The organism is Nitratiruptor sp. SB155-2 (assembly GCF_000010325.1).
Lineage (GTDB): Bacteria > Campylobacterota > Campylobacteria > Campylobacterales > Nitratiruptoraceae > Nitratiruptor.
Genome location: NC_009662.1, coordinates 458,899 through 476,034, shown reverse-complemented (window position 1 = coordinate 476,034; position 17,136 = coordinate 458,899). Strand labels below are relative to the sequence as shown.

Sequence of the window (17,136 nt, the reverse complement as noted above, 5' to 3'; positions counted from 1 at the left end):
TTTTCATGGTATTTATCGATGCATGCTTTCGGAAAAAGACGCCCTATACACCTATTTGGATGATGCGCCAAGCTGGACGCTATTTGCCAGAATATATGGAAGTGAGAAATAAAGCGGGGGATTTTTTGACTCTTTGTAAAAATCCTAAAATGGCTGCTGAAGTTACGCTACAACCTGTAGAGATTCTCGATGTCGATGCAGCTATTTTGTTTAGCGATATTTTGGTGATCCCTCTGGAAATGGGAATGGATCTACGTTTTGAAAAAGGGGAAGGTCCTGTATTTAGTAAACCTGTAAGAACATGGGAGGATTTGGGAAGCCTCTATGAATTTCCAGAAGAAAAACTTACCTATGTGTATGAAACAATCAAAATAGTACGAAAGAAATTACCAAAAGATAAAGCACTCATTGGTTTCAGCGGTGCTCCGTGGACACTGGCCACCTATATGGTTGAGGGAAGCGGATCAAAAACCTATGCAGCAATCAAAAAACTGATCTACACAGACCCTGAGTTTATGCACGCACTTATGATCAAGATCACAGAAGCCGTCAAGGCATATCTTGTCAAACAGATAGAGTCTGGGGTCAATGCAGTCCAAATTTTTGACAGCTGGGCAAGTGCACTGGAAAAAGAGAAATTTTTTGAATTTAGCTGGGATTATATGGTTGATATCGCAGAATTTTTAAAAGAGCGCTATCCTGAAATTCCGGTTATTCTTTTTCCAAAAGGAATTGCAGGATATCTTGATGATATCTATGGAAAATTTGATGTGTTTGGTGTTGACTGGGGAACGCCGATCGACTTAGCGAAAGAAAAGCTCGGTAATAAATATGTATTACAAGGAAATATGGAGCCAACAAGACTCTACTCCAAAGAAGCAACTAAAGAGGGGGTAGAAAAGATCGTTGAAGTGATGGGAGCGAAGGAAGGACATATTTTCAATCTCGGGCATGGTATGCTTCCCGATCTTCCAGTCGAAAATGCAAAATACCTTGTAGAACTTGTCCACGATTTGACTCGAAGATGAACATAGTTTTTGGTCCCATTAACTCCAGGAGATTTGGCCTCTCTCTTGGAATCGATCTTTCACCCTCCCAAAAAGCGTGTAATTTCGACTGCCTCTACTGTGAACTGGATCCGGCAAAACCGACAGATCTCATTCCTAATCCGCCAAAAGTCCAAGAAGTGATTCAAGAGACCAAAAAAGCTTTAAAAGAGTTTAACGATATTGATGTTATCACGATAACTGCAAATGGAGAGCCTACCCTCTACCCATATCTTGATGAACTAGTTGATGAATTGGGCAAAATTAAAAAGAATAAAAAACTTCTCGTTCTCTCCAATGCCAGTCGTATCAGCGAACCATCAATCCAACAAACTTTGGCAAAAATCGATATAGTAAAACTCTCTTTGGACACCGCCAGTCAAAGAACTTTCAGACGGCTTGATCGTCCTTTAAAGGATATCGAAATTCAAGATATTATCAAAGGTATGATCGAATTTCGAAAAGTCTATAAAGGATTTTTGGTAATTGAGATCTTAGTAGTACAAGGCATAAATGATAAACCTGAAGAGTTTGAAATTCTCAATGAGGTCCTTGAGAAAATCAAACCTGATCGTATCGATATAGGTACAGTTGACCGTCCTCCCGCATATAAAGTGGAACCCGTAAGCTATGAAAAAATCTTCGAGCTATCACAACTCATCAAAAATCTACCAGTGACTGTTGTTTCTCGAAAAAAAGAGAAAAAATACAAATTGCATCTAAACAAACAAGAGCTCCTCGAACTTTTTTTGCACAGACCGCTCACGTATGAAGATATCGACACGCTTTTTGATAAAGATACGAAAGCATTGGTACAAAACCTTCTCCAATCTCGCAACCTTCAAGAAAAAAAAGTCGGCAATGTAAAGTTTTTAGAAATCTCGTATACAGTCAAAAAATGATTTTTGATGCATATTACTTTATGAATGTAAAGTAGTGCTATTTATTGTCCCTTAATACCATCTGTAATAATTGGCATTTCCGAAATACTTTATGATAATGGTTATCATTTTAAGACGTCAATAAGAATAGAATCGGTATATTTAATAATTATTCTCATTTTTACTATCAAAGGATATATAATGACTGTTGGAACTAAAAGTAGATATGCTAAAAAGATTCTCACTGATGCCATCATCATTGCCATACAAGCTAAAGGATTAAAAAGTTCATATAAGAAGTAAGGCCCATGGGAATCTATCATTAATGGATGGATTAATGAAGATATTGTCAAGAACAGAGTAGACTCCAAAGGAAAAGTTCAACCAAAAAAGAGAGTTCAAAAAAGTCGCAAACCCAAAAACCTTAAAACTAAACCATTTGAACTCTGGGCAGTAGATACCATCCAAATAGTCTCAAACGGTATAAAACGATATATCCTTACCATGATAGACCCACTCACACGTATTGCATTCGCAGTGGCAATTCCATCCAAAAGAGCAAAACATACTGCATACGCCTTGGAAGCTCTCATCGATGGAATAACATCTATCAAACATAAACGTAAACTCGCAATTCTTTCTGATAATGGCAGTGAGTTCAAAAAAGAGTTTGACGCTCTGCTTGAACAAAAAGGTCTCACACATTATTGGACATATCCTAAAAGTCCTAAAATGAATGCACACAATGAGAGATTTAACAGAACCATCCAAGAACAGTTTATTCAATACTATGAAGATGTACTCTTTACAGACTTACAAGAATTCAATAAAAAATTAGCAAAATGGCTTATCGATTACAATACCAAAATACCACACCATTCACTTAATCTCAAATCTCCGGTACAATTCCTCCCTGAAAATCATTATGAGTGCCATATGTATTGGACTTATACACACTCTTGACATTCAAAACATTTTTTTCTATAATTCTACTCAACAAAACGAGCCGTAAGCTCCTAAACTTCGATATTCCGGATTAGCTCAGCGGTAGAGCAACCGGCTGTTAACCGGTTGGTCGCAGGTTCGAATCCTGCATCCGGAGCCATAATCTCCAAAACCCCCATTTTACGGACTTTTTAACTTAAACTTCGCTTAGTGTCAGTTGAAAATCGGTGTTATTTACTGACAGTTTTACTGACAGTGTCAGTAGGAACTTGTTATAAAATTCTTTTATAATATTCACACCGCCTTTGCCCTATTCACCCATCCATCCTCATACTTCGCAAATTTTTTTGGATCTGACCTCACAAGCTCCTTGTAGTACTTGAGTTCCTCGAAGTCATACCCCACATCAAAAAGATCCACATCAAAACTGTTCAACGCTTTCAAAGTCTTTGGTCCCACAATACCATCAACTTTGACTCCAACTAATTCTTGAGCTTTTTTGATGGCATTTTCAATCCCTGTGTTTACTCCAAATACAAAAATCTCCTCAGCTATTTTTTGGCTCTGCACATCATAGAGCTTTGCTCTATTCCAATACTTTTGCCGATAGATATTTTTGACCTCTTGTATGGCATGGGCGTTGTTGCACAAAAGTCGTGATAGTTTTTTGGTATCACTTTCAATCTCTTGATACTTTGCCAATTCTTTCCAAATGTCCGCATCAGGATGGGCTTTTTGATATATTCCCATGAATGTCCAGCCATGCTCACCTTCATTCCGATGCAAAGCATCTTCACAGTCTTTGAACTCAAGATGCTTCAAAACTTCAAATGCGTGGTTGAAATCAGCCATCCAGTCTTACTCCTATCTTTTTTGCAATATACGTTTCAAGCGCGCTGATCCCTCTCGTTCCTTGATGTGCAGCTATTCCGACCAGTGCGGCACTCAGTGGTTGAACGATATTCGCGTATTCACACAAGTAGAAAGTAATGACACCGAGAAAGCCTGAAATAACGATATCGCCAATCCATTCGCTGAACGAGAAACGCTTGAGCGCGCCTGTTCTGATTTTCCGTATGGTGTGTGCCGTCCCACCCCATATTGATAGCAATAGTACCCATGCGTATGTCAAGAGACTGTAGTTTGTCGGATCTTTGTGCATACCCTCCCTTTTTCACCACCAGCACACTATCGTGATGATGTATTTGTCTCTTTTGTCGAATTTGACTCTGCAACTTCCTTTTTTGCTTCCTCGATTGCTGGTTTGATGATCTTTCTCGAAGCGTCATACGTCGTAGCTGCCGCATCGATCTCTTTTAGTTTTTCTTTTGTTCCCTCAGGTAGCCTGTCCCAGTTGGCTATTACAACTTTTTTCCCAGCAACATATATCGTTTTTGCCGCATTGTAGTACGGATCGGTTGCGCATCCTGTCAATAGGATAGAACCACCGAGTAATGCAAGTAGAGTTCGTTTCATTTTCTGTCCTTCATGGGTTTTACTTTGACATATTCTCTCGCTTTCAAAACCTCTTCACCTTTGTGACTTCTCCACACTTTCCATCCGAACCACCGAACCGCATAGTACATAGTGAGTCTCTTCCACTTCTTCGTTCCAAGCTCTTCCATAGCTTCAAGAAACAAAAGATCACACTCTTTTCTCGGCAATGCTTCTGCTTTGTAAAGAGCATCGTGCAGTATGGCAGCTTCAAGGTATCTTCCAGCTACTGGCGGAAATTGGTGGTTCCCTCAATATGATCTATGACTATATTGCCTATGAACATTTACACTCCAATTGCAAGAAGCTCATCAAGTGTTGTAGCATTTTTGATTTTATCTCTAAGAGCCACACCTTCGGCTTCAAGTTGAGCAGCTTCTAAAACTTTTGCATTGACCGCATCAGCCAGTGCGTTTCTTGCATCAATAGAGCCACCAGCAAGAGCGGTAAGATATGGCGTATCTTCCAGTGGTGTATTTGGGTCTTTTTTCACCAATGCAGCTTCTTTTGCCTTATCTTTGAATGAAGCTACCTCCACCTCAGGATATTTTTCAATGTACGCTTTGTACTTTGCATCAATAGCTTTTTTTGCTTTAGAAAGCTTCCAAGCCCTAACAGCTTCTACAATATTTCCTTTCGCAAAACTAATAGGCATAAGTACACTATTTTCTACTTCTCTTTCATAGAGTCCTTCTATCTCCATTGTTTGTGGATCATACTTTGCATATCTTTCCATTATCTATCCTCCTTGATTGCATATCCGTTTCCTACACCGATAAATTGTCCAAGTTTTTCTCCCACATTCAATCCAAGACTAATTGGCACTTCAGGAGTAAAACAACTAACAGTATCTCCTGCTAAAGCATCAGCTCTTGCATAAAGTTTTGCAGGATGTTTTTGAATTGGATCAGTAGAATATGTAAATCTTTGTTCTACTTCATTGAAGCTATCATAAGCTTTCCAAGTTCCAGATGCAATAACAAAATAGTCTCCAAGTTTTGCAACTATTGGTCTAACACCAATGTTTGCAACAAAGCCTTCTATTTCTCCAATTTTTTCTGCATACCATTTTGATGTTGTTGAGTCGTAATATACTCTTGCAACTATTACATTGTATGCAGTATGTACATTGTTTGATAATGGGTCTGCATAAGCTTTTCCAACCTCGTATGTTGGGAAAGCAACAAGGTAATTTCCATCTGCATCTTTGTAAGACAAAATATCTTGTGAAAAAGAAGCTATATAAACAACATCATCATCAAAATCACATTCAAGTTTGCTTTGAGAAGCAATTGTTGCATCCGAATTGTATTCATTGATATAAAGTCCATCATTATTTTTTACTATTGCTTTTTGGACATCTAATGTCCATATGTAGTCCACATTTGAAGCGACTTCTCCACTTGTAATTTGAACTCTTGTGACATCTGTTGCTGTATTAGATGTTATAACATTTTTGTAGTAACTTGTATTGTTAGCATACTCAACAACAAAAGAGCCACCAGTTGAAATAGGTATAACTGAACCATATAGGTCGCTAAAAGCAGAAGCAGTGTTTACAGATGAATGTGTTATTGAATAATCTGTTGTATTTACTGAAATTTTCCATATGTCTTGAGTAATTGCTTCAAGATAAAATACGTTTCCTGCATCAACTGGTAAGAACTTGAAAGCATAACTTACATAACCGGTATATCCGCCGCTTGTGCTGTTTGTAGCCGATGATGTTACTGTTCCTATTGAAAATGTATTATTTGTTAAATCCAATGTTGCAATACAACTTTCCAAATACGATGCGATTATGTACGCTGATCCATCGTAGTGATAATATGTCCTTGCCCAACTGATCAGATAATGCGTATCATCAATTTTATGGAGTATAGGAGACTGTATTGTATTATATGTCCATGTAGAACCGCCAGTATATCCATCAACTTGTATGACAAAACTTCTTGTTGTTTGCAATGCTCCATTTGCGTCTTGATATGCAAGCGTTAGAGCCAATTGCCATTCGTTTGATACATTCGCATTTGTTGAATACCTATTGAACAGGAATAACGCCCTAGTATCATCTATCTGAGAATATCCGGCAGTATATAAAGTTGGATGGCTTTCATTATCATTAAAAGAACCAAGAACTTCCTCAAGAGTATTAAATCCAGCTAAAGATAATTTTGTGTATGCTTTTCCATCTTCTCCTACAGTGACCTTTTGCCCCTTTGTGATATCTTCACCTGCAACCAAATCAAATTCTCTTACCAATCCTACTTTTTCGCCCAACTCTTTTTTAAGTCCGCTTATTGCAGCTAATTCAATGCTCATACATAACTCCTTGTAACTGATGTGAGTAGATTGTTTGTATCATATGTATATTGAACTTTGTAGAACACGGTGGTTCCATCCTCTTTCGTATAGTCCGTTTCCGTCAACAAACCAGTAGCAGCGTCATATGTGTACAATGCCTTTGAACCATTGGAAAATGTAATTTCTGTTGGCATATTGTTTGCATCATACACAACGCCTGTTATGCTCAAAGTTTCAAAGTATCCTTCTGGATTATCAAGCAGTCCAAAGCTTACAAATGGTAATTCGCTCCATTTCTTGACACCGTCACCAACTTTTATTTGGTATGTATCTGTTTGGACTGCAACTTCACCTGCTGCCAAAACTGGATCGTATTGTTCCCAGTTTGCTTTCGTGTCTCTACGATGTTGAATTATTTGAGCCATCTATTTTCCTCCTTTTATGCGTTTGAAGCTCCACCACCATCAATGATTGCATCAACAGTAGAACTTGCAGTTCCACCATCGATCACGCTTGCAGTAGACGCAAACTCTTGCAATCTATCCTCGATCATTTGTGAAGAGTACGTCGTTATTGTAGATACTGAAGTATCGTCAATCACGCCATTCGATACAACATATGCTGCCTTTGCAGCCCAATGTTTTGCGCTGTACTGTCCTGGCTCGACTTCGATATCCTCATCTTCGTTCGCCCACTTGAACGCTTTTTGTTCGCTGTTTGCAGCGTTTGTTGCAGATTGCGCAGCGTTGGATTCGCTCGTTGCTGCGTTCGCTTCACTGTTCGCTGCCGCACTTGCACTGTTTGCTGCATTGGCTTCGCTTGTAGCTGCATTTTGCTCTGAAGTTGCGGCATTTGTTGCTGATTGCACAGCATTGGCTTCACTCGTTGCTGCATTTGTAGCACTAACTGCGGCATTATCCGCAGCTGTCTGAACCTCGCCGCTCAATGTGTTCATATTGTCCACAAGCGTGTTTGTCTCAGGTACGAAACTGTCGTTGAAATAGTTGAGATAGATATGAACACTGTTTGCGAACGTGTCCTTGTCCATCGTTGTTTTATCTGGTACCTGCCCGCTGAAAACGGTCAGTGTCGGCAATTGTGTCATCACGCTACTCCTACTATTGTTGTTGTGGTTTCAAATTTGACCGGATTGTCTATCGGCATCGAGAAATCCTCTATGTATGCGATGTTTGTCATCTCGCTGAATCTGTCTGTCTCGTCAGGAATGAATAGAACATTTTTTCCTACGATCTCTCCAACTTTTTGCGCTACTACGTTGAAATCTGGTACATCAAAGACTACTTTTGCTTTGAGGACTCGAACATGTCCGTATCGGATCACTTTTCGCGTGTTTGTGAACTCATCGTTTTGGATTTTGCTTTTGTCTTCAAAGCTAAGCTCGGTGCCATAGAGCGTCAATCCCAACTCTCTTGCGCTTCCAATGACGATTGATCCGATCTTCACAACTCCTTCCGTTCCGCCATCAAAGGTGAGCCTAAGCGTAGCGTTTGGAAGCCATTTGATGTCCGTCGCAATGACGCGTGATTTTTCTTTTATTTCGTCGTAGAAATACTCAGAAAAGCTTATACATCCTATGTCTCTACCACTTACCACCCTGACTTCATCCGCAAACTGATAATCGGCTGTAATTGCGGCTCCGTCAGCTGGAGCGGTCGTAAATGTAATCTGCCCCGAAGCATTGTCTATCGTGTAGTCGGTATCTCTCGTCTGCGCTACACTGTCAACGTATATGGTCTCCGAATCTTTGACAATGTTCGTGTTTGCAAGTTGAAATGTCGTGGCAGCGCCATCACCTGTCCCAACACTTTCTCCAGTAATCGGGTTTTTGTCGTTGTCTATCAGCTCAAGAAGCAGTTGAGCGAAATGGATATTCACAAGTCCTACGGTATCGCATCTGCTAAATGGCATTTCAAGAACGATATTTGTACCTACTGTCTGCGCCCCGATTTGCTCGTCCGTCGAGAGCATTTTGTAGGAGTTTACAAATCCCCAGTCGATCCATTTGGACTGGTCTGATGGAGGGAATACGCCAGTAACATTGCTATCAGTACACCTGTATATCGTTTTTAGTTCAGGTACTATCACGTATTCACCCAAATTATATGTGGCACCTGGATCATAGTTTGGATACGTTTCATCGGTCACGCCGCTAATTGTAGTTGGAGCTTCATATACCGTTTTAGTGTAGGTATAGCCATTGTCGGTCACTGACAGCGTGGTGGTTCTCGGCTGAACGTATCTCATGCGAATCTCCTGTCAGTCTGCAATACTTTTGTATTGTTCGCCGTCTCTTTGTTGTACTCTTTGAGTGCTGCGACTTCTCGTCTAAGCGCTCGTATCTCTGATATGAGAGTCTTCTGGTTCAACGGATCGTTTGGATCTTTGAGCGGAATGACTGCTTCGTGATATCCAGCTTCCCCAATCAAGGCGGCAGTTGGAGCGGTCACGATTCCGCCATCCGCGAATGGATGCAAGATCGCATAGTTTGCAGCGTTTTTTATGGATTCCTCGATCACCTCATGCGGTACGTCTCCATTATATGAACTCTCATCAAATACTTGCGTAGCAGCGTATGCGATAGATTTTGCAAGGTCTTGAGGCGCTATATCGCCGCTTTTGACTGCTTCAACCCACCCCGCGGCGTCTGTATCTGGTGGACGGCCAAGCACTTCCATGTAGGTTTGATAGACAAGGTTGTACGCTTCACTTCCGCCTCCGCCGCTATCGCTTGGAGCGGTGAGAACCTGGTAGCTCGCCACCTTGTTTTGGCTGTCCTGGATCGCAGCCATAATTGCGTTTTGCAGCTGTATCAACTGTTGAACGATTGGCGAATCGTAGCCAAGATACTCGGCATATTGATCGATCATCTTGTCCACAAAAGATTGGTACTCTCGCTCGATGGTGAGTTTGAGCATTTCCGTGTATCGCTGATACGTTTCGTTGATCTCGCCAATCCTGTTTTGCAAGTCGATATTTGCCTCGACGATTGCAGACTCGATCCTGTCGGTATTGGATTTCACGTCGTATCTATCCGCCATATCGTCAAGCAGGTTCGCCATCTTGTTGGTTTCGAACAGATACTCTTTTTGCGTTTGTGAGTTCTGTTTAAGATATTCTTGATACGCTGAAGCGTAGTTCAAGAGATTTTCTACGTCTTTATCCGGATTGAGACCGTTTGCAAGATCGTTTCGGACCCTGCCAAGATATTCGTAGAACCGCTCTTTTGCGTATGTAGTCCCTCTGAGGGCAATCGCTCGAAGTCTGTCGGCACCGCGTCTGAGCTGGTCAAGATAGCGTGCGATATTTTGGATGACGCTTTTTTCTTTGTTGAGCTGATTGATTCTGTCGTTGTAGCTCTTTTGCGCATCCTGTATCTCTTTTTGCTTGAGATTGTTGATGGCAGCAAGAACGTTTTGCACCGTCTCTGGCGTCGCGTTGGCTATTGCCTCAAGCAGCTGCGATACATTTTCGATCGGCTTTGCGTTCAAAATAGCAAGAGCGCTTTCGAATCGTGAGATGCCTTGTGTGATAGTCTGTTCGATCGCCTGTTTGTATGCTCTTTCAGCATCTGTTGCCTGCATCAACGCTTGGCCAAGCTGATTCCAGGACTCTATCGTATCAGGTGTGGGGCTCGCCTCGATGGCTTTTTGCATAAGATCGAGATAGTTGTCCACGGTCACGTTTGAGGCATCCATCGCTTTTTGGAGGCTTTGCAAGTCCTCTTTCGCATACTCCATCTTGAGCCTGAGGGCTTCTATATCGTTGCCGAATATCTTGGCTTTCCATATGGAGAAGTCTCTTCGTGTCTTGAGGTATTTGCCAAACTCTTCCGTCAAAGTTTCCGTGATTGTCTTGTCGATTGATTCAGCGTAGTCGATCCATATCTGCTTGAGCTGTTGCGTGAACTCGTCGCTTTGGATATCTTTTCCGGTGATATGCTGAACGAAGGAGGAGAGAATTGTTTTTTCAAGCGCATCCTCCTTGTCCCATATCTTGCCAGGTGCGAGATACGTCCACTCAGCCTCTTTTTGGAACACTTTCAAAAGTATCTCGTCAAGCGCCTGAAACGTCTTTTTAAGTCTGTTTTTGACAACCTGTGAAACGAGGCTATACTCGTCACCGCTGCTTGAACTGAACCATCCTTCTTTTTCCCAGTGTTTGTACGCTTTGAGGGTTTCGTCTGTGATGTTTGACGCACCAACGTAGTCGAAAGCCTCTATCCCCTGGGATGTGTATTTTTTCTTGCCAAAGATGCCGCCGATTATTGTACCTATACCTGCTATTATTCCACCAACAGGGCCTGAAACAAGTCCAGCCGATACAAGACCGCTGCCTATCGCTCCGCCCAATGCCCCGCCAATACCGGCATACGTGTCAGCACCGAAAAGCATATCTCCAAGCTTTCCAGCGCCAAAACCCAACAAACCACCGCTCAATGCGGACCCTGCAATACTTCCTACCGTTCCAGCAGTAGTACCGAGATTGACATATGTAAATGGATGTGCGAAACCTTGCCCAAACCCAATCACACCAAGTCCGGCATTCGTCATCCCGTTTCCAACAAGCCATTGACCCGCCATAGAAAACGGTTTCATTAGTGCAAGTTGAGCGGAAGCCAGTGCAGCACCTGGTCCTTTTAGAGCAGACGAGCCAGTTTTAAGAGCCGCAGGCAATGATGCAATCGTAGCTATATCATTTATCGGACTCCCATCCGCCGCATACGCTTGAATCTGCCCGCCGGTTGTGACGATCTTTTGGCCAACTTCGTTTTGATAGACACCGTCCCCCAAAGCTTTCCATCCAGCTTTTGTAAGCTCTTTTGCGATAGTCACACCGTTCATTGAGACTTGCGGTAAACCGACCATGCTTGCAAGTCCGTTGGTAAAGAATCCAGCCAAAGATGCACTTATGCTTCTTGCAAAAGGATTGACGATAGAGCCCAAAATGTCGTTAAATAAGCTTTTCAGAAACGATTTGAAGTCTTTGAATTTACCCGTGATAGCGTCAAAGAAGTTATTATTGAAGCTATCATATATGTTTGTCGAGACTTTATCGAAAGTGGTTTCGATGTATTTGGCGGTGGTTTTAGTTGTTTTTTTAATTTTCGAAGCTGTTTTTTGAAAAGCACCGTCTACAGCGCGTTTTACTTCTTTTGTCGTTTTTTTGGTAGTGGTTTTCACATTGCTTTGAAATTTTTTATAGTATTCTTCCGCTCTTTTAAAGATTTCTTTGAACTTGTCGCCAAGCTGGTTGTGTTTTTCATTCGCAAAATCTACATAGTCTTGAACCTGATTTTTAAGCTCTTTATAGAGTCTTTCTGATTCTTCTTCGTATGCTGTAAAAGCTTGAGGGACTTTCATTTTTTGGAGATTGTCTATCCATCCTATTTTTAAGAATCCTGGGAGTGCATTATTGATAGCTTTCGCTTTATCCACTATCCAGTTGTATGCTTTTGCTATGCCGATTCTTATGCCATTGAAAATCTTTTCAAATCCAGCAGCTGCTGTGACAATGGCCAATTTGAACGCTGTCCATTCAATTTTGAGTACCTTGATAGCTTTGACAACAACATCCCATTTGTATGCCATCTGAACAACAGCTTTAGCTACAAAGCGGATGCCGTTTATGAGCCATTCGCTCCACTCTTTTGCTTTTGTTTTGCTTTTATCTACTGCACTTGCAAATTCATCACCGATCGCCTTTGTGATGGATTTGATGTAATTGAATAGCCCGGCATCCATCACATTCTTTTTTAAAATCGTCCAATTGTCCGCTATATTTGAAAGAATGCCCTCAAGTGTATTTGCGCGCTCATTCATTGCGCCTTCATACTTGCTGTTCCATATCGTCTCAAGTGTACTTTGTATAATCTCTTGGTTATTGTCTATTACGATATGCTTTACTTTTCCACTTGCATCCGCCCACTGAAAAGCTACCTTACTACCTTGATTGTATGCTTTTATTCCAAACTCTTTAAGGCGCTCAAATTCACCATTGACTGCATCTGCTATCGCTTCAACAGCCTGGTCAAGCGGCTTACCCATAGCTGCTGCAGTATCACCAAGGGATTTTAGGAGTCCTTTTGTAGGTTCAAGTCCGTACGCTCGAAGTTTTACAAACGCTTCAGTCGTTTCTGCAAGTTGATATGGAGTAGTTTTAGTGAAATGGACTATCCATTGCATTGATTTTTCTGCTTTTTGGCTGCTCCCCTCAATGGTTTTCAATACAGCGTTAAACTTTTCAAATTCCATTGCAGTACCAGTAAAAGAACCACCAAGGGCAACAGCTGCATCTGCAAGTTGTTTGAGCGCATATATGGCCACACCGATGTGAGCCATATCTCGAATTCGTTTTGTGAAGCTTTCAATGTTTTTGATAGATTTAGCGGTAGTATGCGATAATTTCTCTGTGGCTTTATCCAGCTTGCTGACTTCGCCAGCAAATACCTTAAGATCGCCAGTTTTTGCATCAGTTTTGATGATGAGCTTGAGTTCTTTTTTAGCCATGGTATAATGATCCTATGGAATTTGTACTTACTTTTTTAGGATTTGCTATCATCTTGCTTTTCATACTTCGAATGGACGCAAGATACGCAATCATTGGCGCTATATGGTATGTGCTGTTAAGCGTTAAGGTTGATACGTTCTCTATCGTCACAGCTTCTATCCTTTCGCTTTTTGTGCTTCTTGCGCCCAAATTAGTCCGCCTTGTAAAAAAATCGGCGTCCACTCTTTAACCTCAAAGTTGTTCCAATCAAGAAAATCTTTTACAGCCTCGTATTTTTTTCCAACTACTCCACCCATACCGCCATACTCCCATGGCACTTGCAGAAAGATGCGAGATGCTGCAAAGTAGATCGGGTTATCGATAACCACAATCTTTGATGCTTGATTACCTTTGATCTGTTCAAGCTCATCCCCATCAAGGTTCAACTCCCCGATCCCTTTTGCATTCTGTTCGCACCATAAATAGAATCTCTCTATCTCCTCTTGCGTCGCTTTCCCAGCTCCTCTTGGAGACCAGCTACAAATTCAAAAATATTCCCATACTCTTCAAGTTCCTCGATCATTTTTTGCTTGAGTTCCTCATCACCCACAATATTCTCTTCAAGCAACTCAATATGAAGCTGATAGCGCTCATCATCGTCCATATCACCTACTTTTGAAAATTTCTGAATCTGCTTCGTATTGAGGTCTTTGAACTTGAACTCAGCTTTACTTCCGTCAAGAAATTCAAACTCAAAGGGGAACTCGGTCAACTTCGCACTAAATTTTTTCACTCACCCTCCTTATAGATATGTAATCGTAAAATCGTTACTTGCCAAGAACTCTCGTGTGGCTTCAAGCTCATCTGTCCCACTTTCGCTGATGTTTGTATAGCTCAGTGTTGGCAGATGTAATACAAACTTATTTCCACTTCTATCGCTCAAAGTCACTTCAAGCGATTTGATGGCACCACTCAAAAACTCGCTCCAATATCCGATATCGTTTCCAACTTTTTCTGTGATGGATACTTTCGCCGCAAAATCGGATCGGTAGAAGCTCTTGTCGCCGATTGCGTAAATCTCGTTTATTTGATTACCCATATCGAAGCTTACGCTCGTTACAGACAGCGTAAGACCACTTACAGTCACTGCTTGCGCCGATGTGACGACGAATATTTCATTGTCATCAAGCGTGACTGCTGGATTCGCCTCTTCAACTGGCGTATCGCTGTATCCTTGAATATCAAACTGCGCTTTAGCTGGTGCGCCAACTTCAAAATCAAGCTTGAGATTCGCACTCACGCCTGTAAAGTGTCGCTTCATGCCATCGAGATACCAGATTACCTCACCTGTGGCCAATTCATCAGAATTTGGAGAATAGATATAGGTATCGTTGACTGCGTCTCCATCAGTATCGACTGCTTGACCGGTTAGCCCTGCCATTTTGAAAAGCTCATCAAGCTTTGGAATGTTTGCACCGCCGCCGTTGCTTTTCAAAAATGCACTGATTGTTCCACTCGCCACAAGGTAATCGCCATCCACCCATGTTTTAGTGGTCCCCATCTGCCCGTCAAACTGCTTGTACTCACCTGTTTTTGTGGTAAAGCTTGGACTAAACGGATCGCTGATATCCACAACGTTTGATGTTGTAGGCGTTGCACCAACAGCAGCTAGAACAACGCTGTTTTTTACAAGTCTTTTTGCCATCACCTAGCTCCTCTTCTGCTCTTTTTAGAGCCAATCAGTTCAAGGTTTTCTACCCCAGTAAACACTTCTTTGTCTTTTTCAGAAGCAACTACCTTGTCAAAACCTCTCAAATCCTCTTTTTTGAAAAACCTGATGTTTGCCCTTACGACTACTTCATCAGCGGACGCTTGATATTGTCCGCTGAAATCAATCACTCTTTTCATGGGCTACCTTTATGCAGTTTTGGCTACGACGCCTGCAGCAGCTTTAATATCGCCTACAAGCGTCCAGCTTGCGGTACTGCCAAGTACAGAATCGCTAGGGTTGATGCCTTGGGATTTGTTATAGCTAAAACCTTTCACTTTGATGGTGTAAGCGCCTTCAGTCTTGAATCGATACCCTGCGTTTTCTTGGGTAATATCGAGATCGCTCAAGATTTTTACAACTTCGCTCTCATCGATAGTAATCGCACCAGGAGTCAATCCAAGCGTGTAGTATCCGTTTTCATTGACTCCATCGCCATTCAGGTCCTCGCTCCATTGAAGTGCGGCATTATCGACCATCCACAGCTTTCTTCCAAGTGTTCCAATCTGTGCGCCATAGACAGCACCGTAGCTAATCTGATCTGCAGTAGAATTAAGCGCATTTTGAAGCAGCTGATATGCAACCATGGAAGGAGTTACGAACACTTTCACATCTTCGTTCATATCACCAAGCTTGAACACAGCATCGGCAAGTGTTTTTACATCTGCTGCAGTAGTTCCGTCACCTGCGACAAGCTCCGCTCTTGAAGTTAGAGCCGCGACCAACGCTATAAGCCCTTTTTCTATTGTCCATCGCGAGATCTTTTCTCCGATCTTATTTCCGATCTTAGAGTTCATATTCTTCACTGTCGTGCCATATCGCTCAAGCTCGGTATTAGTCACAAATAGATCGCCTCTAAAGTAGAGTTTGACCGCTACGTCTTTACTTGTAGATAGTCTTTCAGGGGTTACCGCCGTATCAACCGTTGGATCTCTTCGCACAATATTTCCAAAATCATCGAAGAATGTTTCCTCGATATAGTCGCCTTTATGGATATTTCTACCAACACTTATTGCACCGCCTGTAGCGCTCTTGGCATTGAGCAAATTGTCTCTAATGCTGTCAATTGCGGTAGTCTGAATTACCGTATCTTTGATTTGAATCGCCATTTTCTATCTCCTTAGTCTGGTAGTTGTAAAAATGCTTCCTGTCCATGCTTCTGGACGAATTCTTCGATTTCGTCATCACTCATTTCGCTTTTCTTCTTGCTCCAGTTTCCGCTTTGCGTACTTTCGATACCACTCCCTGGATTGCCTTTTGCCTTAAAAAGGTTTGGTCGCTCTTCGACTATCGCTTTCAAGCCCTCTTCCAAAGGCATCAGTTCATCGCCTTTTTTAAATCTAATCTCACCGTCAACGACATCGATATGTCTCGATTTGAGAAAATCTGCGACAATCTCACTATCGATTGGCTCATATTCAAATTTTGATAGAGCCCTTGACAGCTCGTTTTCAATTCTTAGATTTCTTGCTGAAGCCTCAAGCTCGCTAAGCCTTTTTGTCAGTTCCTCTTTTTCGTTTCTTTCTGCCTCAAGCTCTTTCACAAGCTCGTTTTTGCCTTCCTCTTTCGCTTTTTGGATCTTCTCGTCCAGCGAGGACAACTCAGCCTCAAGCTTCTCTTTGGATTTGGCCACCTCTTCGTAGTTTTGCTGAAGTTCTTTATATTTGACCCTCCAGCTTGCGGCCTCATCCCTTACGTCTTTCAACGCTTTGCCTATCTCGTCATCCAAGGCTTTCGCCACCTCTTCGCTAATCTTCCCTGCCTCAAGCATCTCTTGTAGCTTTTGAAACATACAGACCTCCAGTCTTTTTTGTAAATCATAGAACTAATTTGTGAAGTATTGGGGGTACCTCACTTCACAAATAGGTGTTAGACTCAAATAAAAAGGCTTTTTAAATGCTTTATATATATGAAGATAGCTTTCTGATCAAAAAAGTGGATGATGTAGAACTGCAAAGCCTTGAGGATAAAGCCATCCAAGAGGCTGATAAACTGGGTATTACAGATGAGCTCTATAAAGAGCAGCTCGTCAAAGCGAAAGTCTACACGCAAATTGCCATCAGGCATATAGAAGCGGACGGAATGAAGGAGAAGTATGAGGCGTACAAAGTCCAACTCGATGAAACCTACAAAAAAGCCAAAACCAATTCGCCGTCCAATATCTCCAGTATGAGCATAGCAAGGGGCTGAT

At 41.8% G+C, this 17,136-nt stretch carries 19 protein-coding genes, 1 tRNA gene and 1 pseudogene; 5 read left to right on the top strand and 16 right to left on the bottom strand.

The window, feature by feature from the left end; genetic code table 11:
- Window positions 1–5: 5 nt before the first annotated feature.
- The 4 genes from hemE (at window position 6) to NIS_RS02665 (ending at window position 3,032) form a co-directional block, all read left to right on the top strand.
- Complete coding sequence (gene hemE / locus NIS_RS02680; RefSeq protein WP_012081863.1) at window positions 6–1,028, top strand: uroporphyrinogen decarboxylase; 1,023 nt, start codon at window positions 6–8, stop codon at window positions 1,026–1,028.
- A complete protein-coding gene (locus NIS_RS02675; RefSeq protein WP_012081862.1) occupies window positions 1,025–1,948 on the top strand; it encodes a radical SAM protein in 924 nt (307 codons plus the stop codon). The genes hemE and NIS_RS02675 overlap by 4 nt, the downstream gene beginning before the upstream one ends.
- Before the next feature lie 297 nt (window positions 1,949–2,245).
- Window positions 2,246–2,890 (top strand): integrase core domain-containing protein, encoded by a 645-nt coding sequence (locus NIS_RS02670; protein ID WP_197524246.1) that lies wholly within the window; start codon window positions 2,246–2,248, stop codon window positions 2,888–2,890.
- 67 nt (window positions 2,891–2,957) lie between these two features.
- A tRNA-Asn gene (locus tag NIS_RS02665) sits at window positions 2,958–3,032 on the top strand.
- Window positions 3,033–3,166: 134 nt separating this feature from the next.
- On the opposite strand, the gene NIS_RS02660 is transcribed toward NIS_RS02665, so the two are convergent.
- The 16 genes and pseudogenes from NIS_RS02660 to NIS_RS02585 form a co-directional block, all read right to left on the bottom strand.
- Window positions 3,167–3,724, bottom strand: coding sequence for a glycoside hydrolase family 108 protein (locus tag NIS_RS02660; RefSeq protein WP_012081860.1), 558 nt, complete (start codon window positions 3,722–3,724; stop codon window positions 3,167–3,169).
- Window positions 3,717–4,034, bottom strand: a complete 318-nt coding sequence (locus NIS_RS02655; RefSeq protein WP_012081859.1) for a phage holin family protein — start codon at window positions 4,032–4,034, stop codon at window positions 3,717–3,719. The genes NIS_RS02660 and NIS_RS02655 overlap by 8 nt, the downstream gene beginning before the upstream one ends.
- Window positions 4,035–4,060: 26 nt before the next feature.
- Window positions 4,061–4,348: a hypothetical protein gene (locus NIS_RS02650; RefSeq protein WP_041353986.1), complete on the bottom strand. Its 288-nt coding sequence runs from the start codon at window positions 4,346–4,348 to the stop codon at window positions 4,061–4,063.
- Window positions 4,345–4,587 (bottom strand): annotated as a pseudogene (locus NIS_RS02645) (DUF1353 domain-containing protein); the annotation flags it as partial. The gene NIS_RS02650 and the pseudogene NIS_RS02645, both read right to left, overlap by 4 nt.
- Window positions 4,588–4,652: 65 nt before the next feature.
- A complete protein-coding gene (locus NIS_RS02640; RefSeq protein WP_012081858.1) occupies window positions 4,653–5,102 on the bottom strand; it encodes a hypothetical protein in 450 nt (149 codons plus the stop codon).
- The gene (locus NIS_RS02635) at window positions 5,102–6,688 is read right to left on the bottom strand and encodes a hypothetical protein (RefSeq protein ID WP_012081857.1); all 1,587 of its coding nucleotides are present in this window, start codon (window positions 6,686–6,688) and stop codon (window positions 5,102–5,104) included. The genes NIS_RS02640 and NIS_RS02635 overlap by 1 nt, the downstream gene beginning before the upstream one ends.
- On the bottom strand, window positions 6,685–7,095 hold the full coding sequence (locus NIS_RS02630; protein ID WP_012081856.1) for a hypothetical protein: 411 nt from the start codon (window positions 7,093–7,095) through the stop codon (window positions 6,685–6,687). Before NIS_RS02630 ends, NIS_RS02635 begins: the two co-directional genes overlap by 4 nt.
- A 14-nt stretch (window positions 7,096–7,109) precedes the next feature.
- Window positions 7,110–7,778, bottom strand: coding sequence for a hypothetical protein (locus NIS_RS02625; protein WP_148164062.1), 669 nt, complete (start codon window positions 7,776–7,778; stop codon window positions 7,110–7,112).
- On the bottom strand, window positions 7,775–8,935 hold the full coding sequence (locus NIS_RS02620; protein ID WP_012081854.1) for a DUF2460 domain-containing protein: 1,161 nt from the start codon (window positions 8,933–8,935) through the stop codon (window positions 7,775–7,777). Before NIS_RS02620 ends, NIS_RS02625 begins: the two co-directional genes overlap by 4 nt.
- The gene (locus NIS_RS09955; protein ID WP_012081853.1) at window positions 8,932–13,197 is read right to left on the bottom strand and encodes a tape measure protein; all 4,266 of its coding nucleotides are present in this window, start codon (window positions 13,195–13,197) and stop codon (window positions 8,932–8,934) included. Before NIS_RS09955 ends, NIS_RS02620 begins: the two co-directional genes overlap by 4 nt.
- A 156-nt stretch (window positions 13,198–13,353) precedes the next feature.
- The gene (locus NIS_RS02610; protein ID WP_012081852.1) at window positions 13,354–13,623 is read right to left on the bottom strand and encodes a hypothetical protein; all 270 of its coding nucleotides are present in this window, start codon (window positions 13,621–13,623) and stop codon (window positions 13,354–13,356) included.
- A 47-nt stretch (window positions 13,624–13,670) separates the two neighbouring features.
- Window positions 13,671–13,970: a hypothetical protein gene (locus NIS_RS02605; protein ID WP_012081851.1), complete on the bottom strand. Its 300-nt coding sequence runs from the start codon at window positions 13,968–13,970 to the stop codon at window positions 13,671–13,673.
- 9 nt (window positions 13,971–13,979) lie between these two features.
- Window positions 13,980–14,882 carry a hypothetical protein gene (locus tag NIS_RS02600; protein ID WP_012081850.1) on the bottom strand — a complete coding sequence of 301 codons (903 nt, stop codon included), beginning with the start codon at window positions 14,880–14,882 and terminating at the stop codon, window positions 13,980–13,982.
- Window positions 14,882–15,085, bottom strand: a complete 204-nt coding sequence (locus NIS_RS02595; protein WP_041353985.1) for a hypothetical protein — start codon at window positions 15,083–15,085, stop codon at window positions 14,882–14,884. The genes NIS_RS02600 and NIS_RS02595 overlap by 1 nt, the downstream gene beginning before the upstream one ends.
- A gap of 9 nt (window positions 15,086–15,094) precedes the next feature.
- Entirely contained in the window at window positions 15,095–16,054 is a 960-nt protein-coding gene (locus NIS_RS02590; protein ID WP_012081849.1) for a major capsid protein, read from the bottom strand.
- Between the two features lie 11 nt (window positions 16,055–16,065).
- Window positions 16,066–16,737, bottom strand: a complete 672-nt coding sequence (locus NIS_RS02585) for a hypothetical protein (RefSeq protein WP_012081848.1) — start codon at window positions 16,735–16,737, stop codon at window positions 16,066–16,068.
- 104 nt (window positions 16,738–16,841) lie between these two features.
- On the opposite strand from NIS_RS02585, the gene NIS_RS02580 reads away from it, so the two are divergent.
- On the top strand, window positions 16,842–17,135 hold the full coding sequence (locus NIS_RS02580; RefSeq protein ID WP_041353984.1) for a hypothetical protein: 294 nt from the start codon (window positions 16,842–16,844) through the stop codon (window positions 17,133–17,135).
- The last annotated feature ends 1 nt before the right edge of the window (window position 17,136 follow it).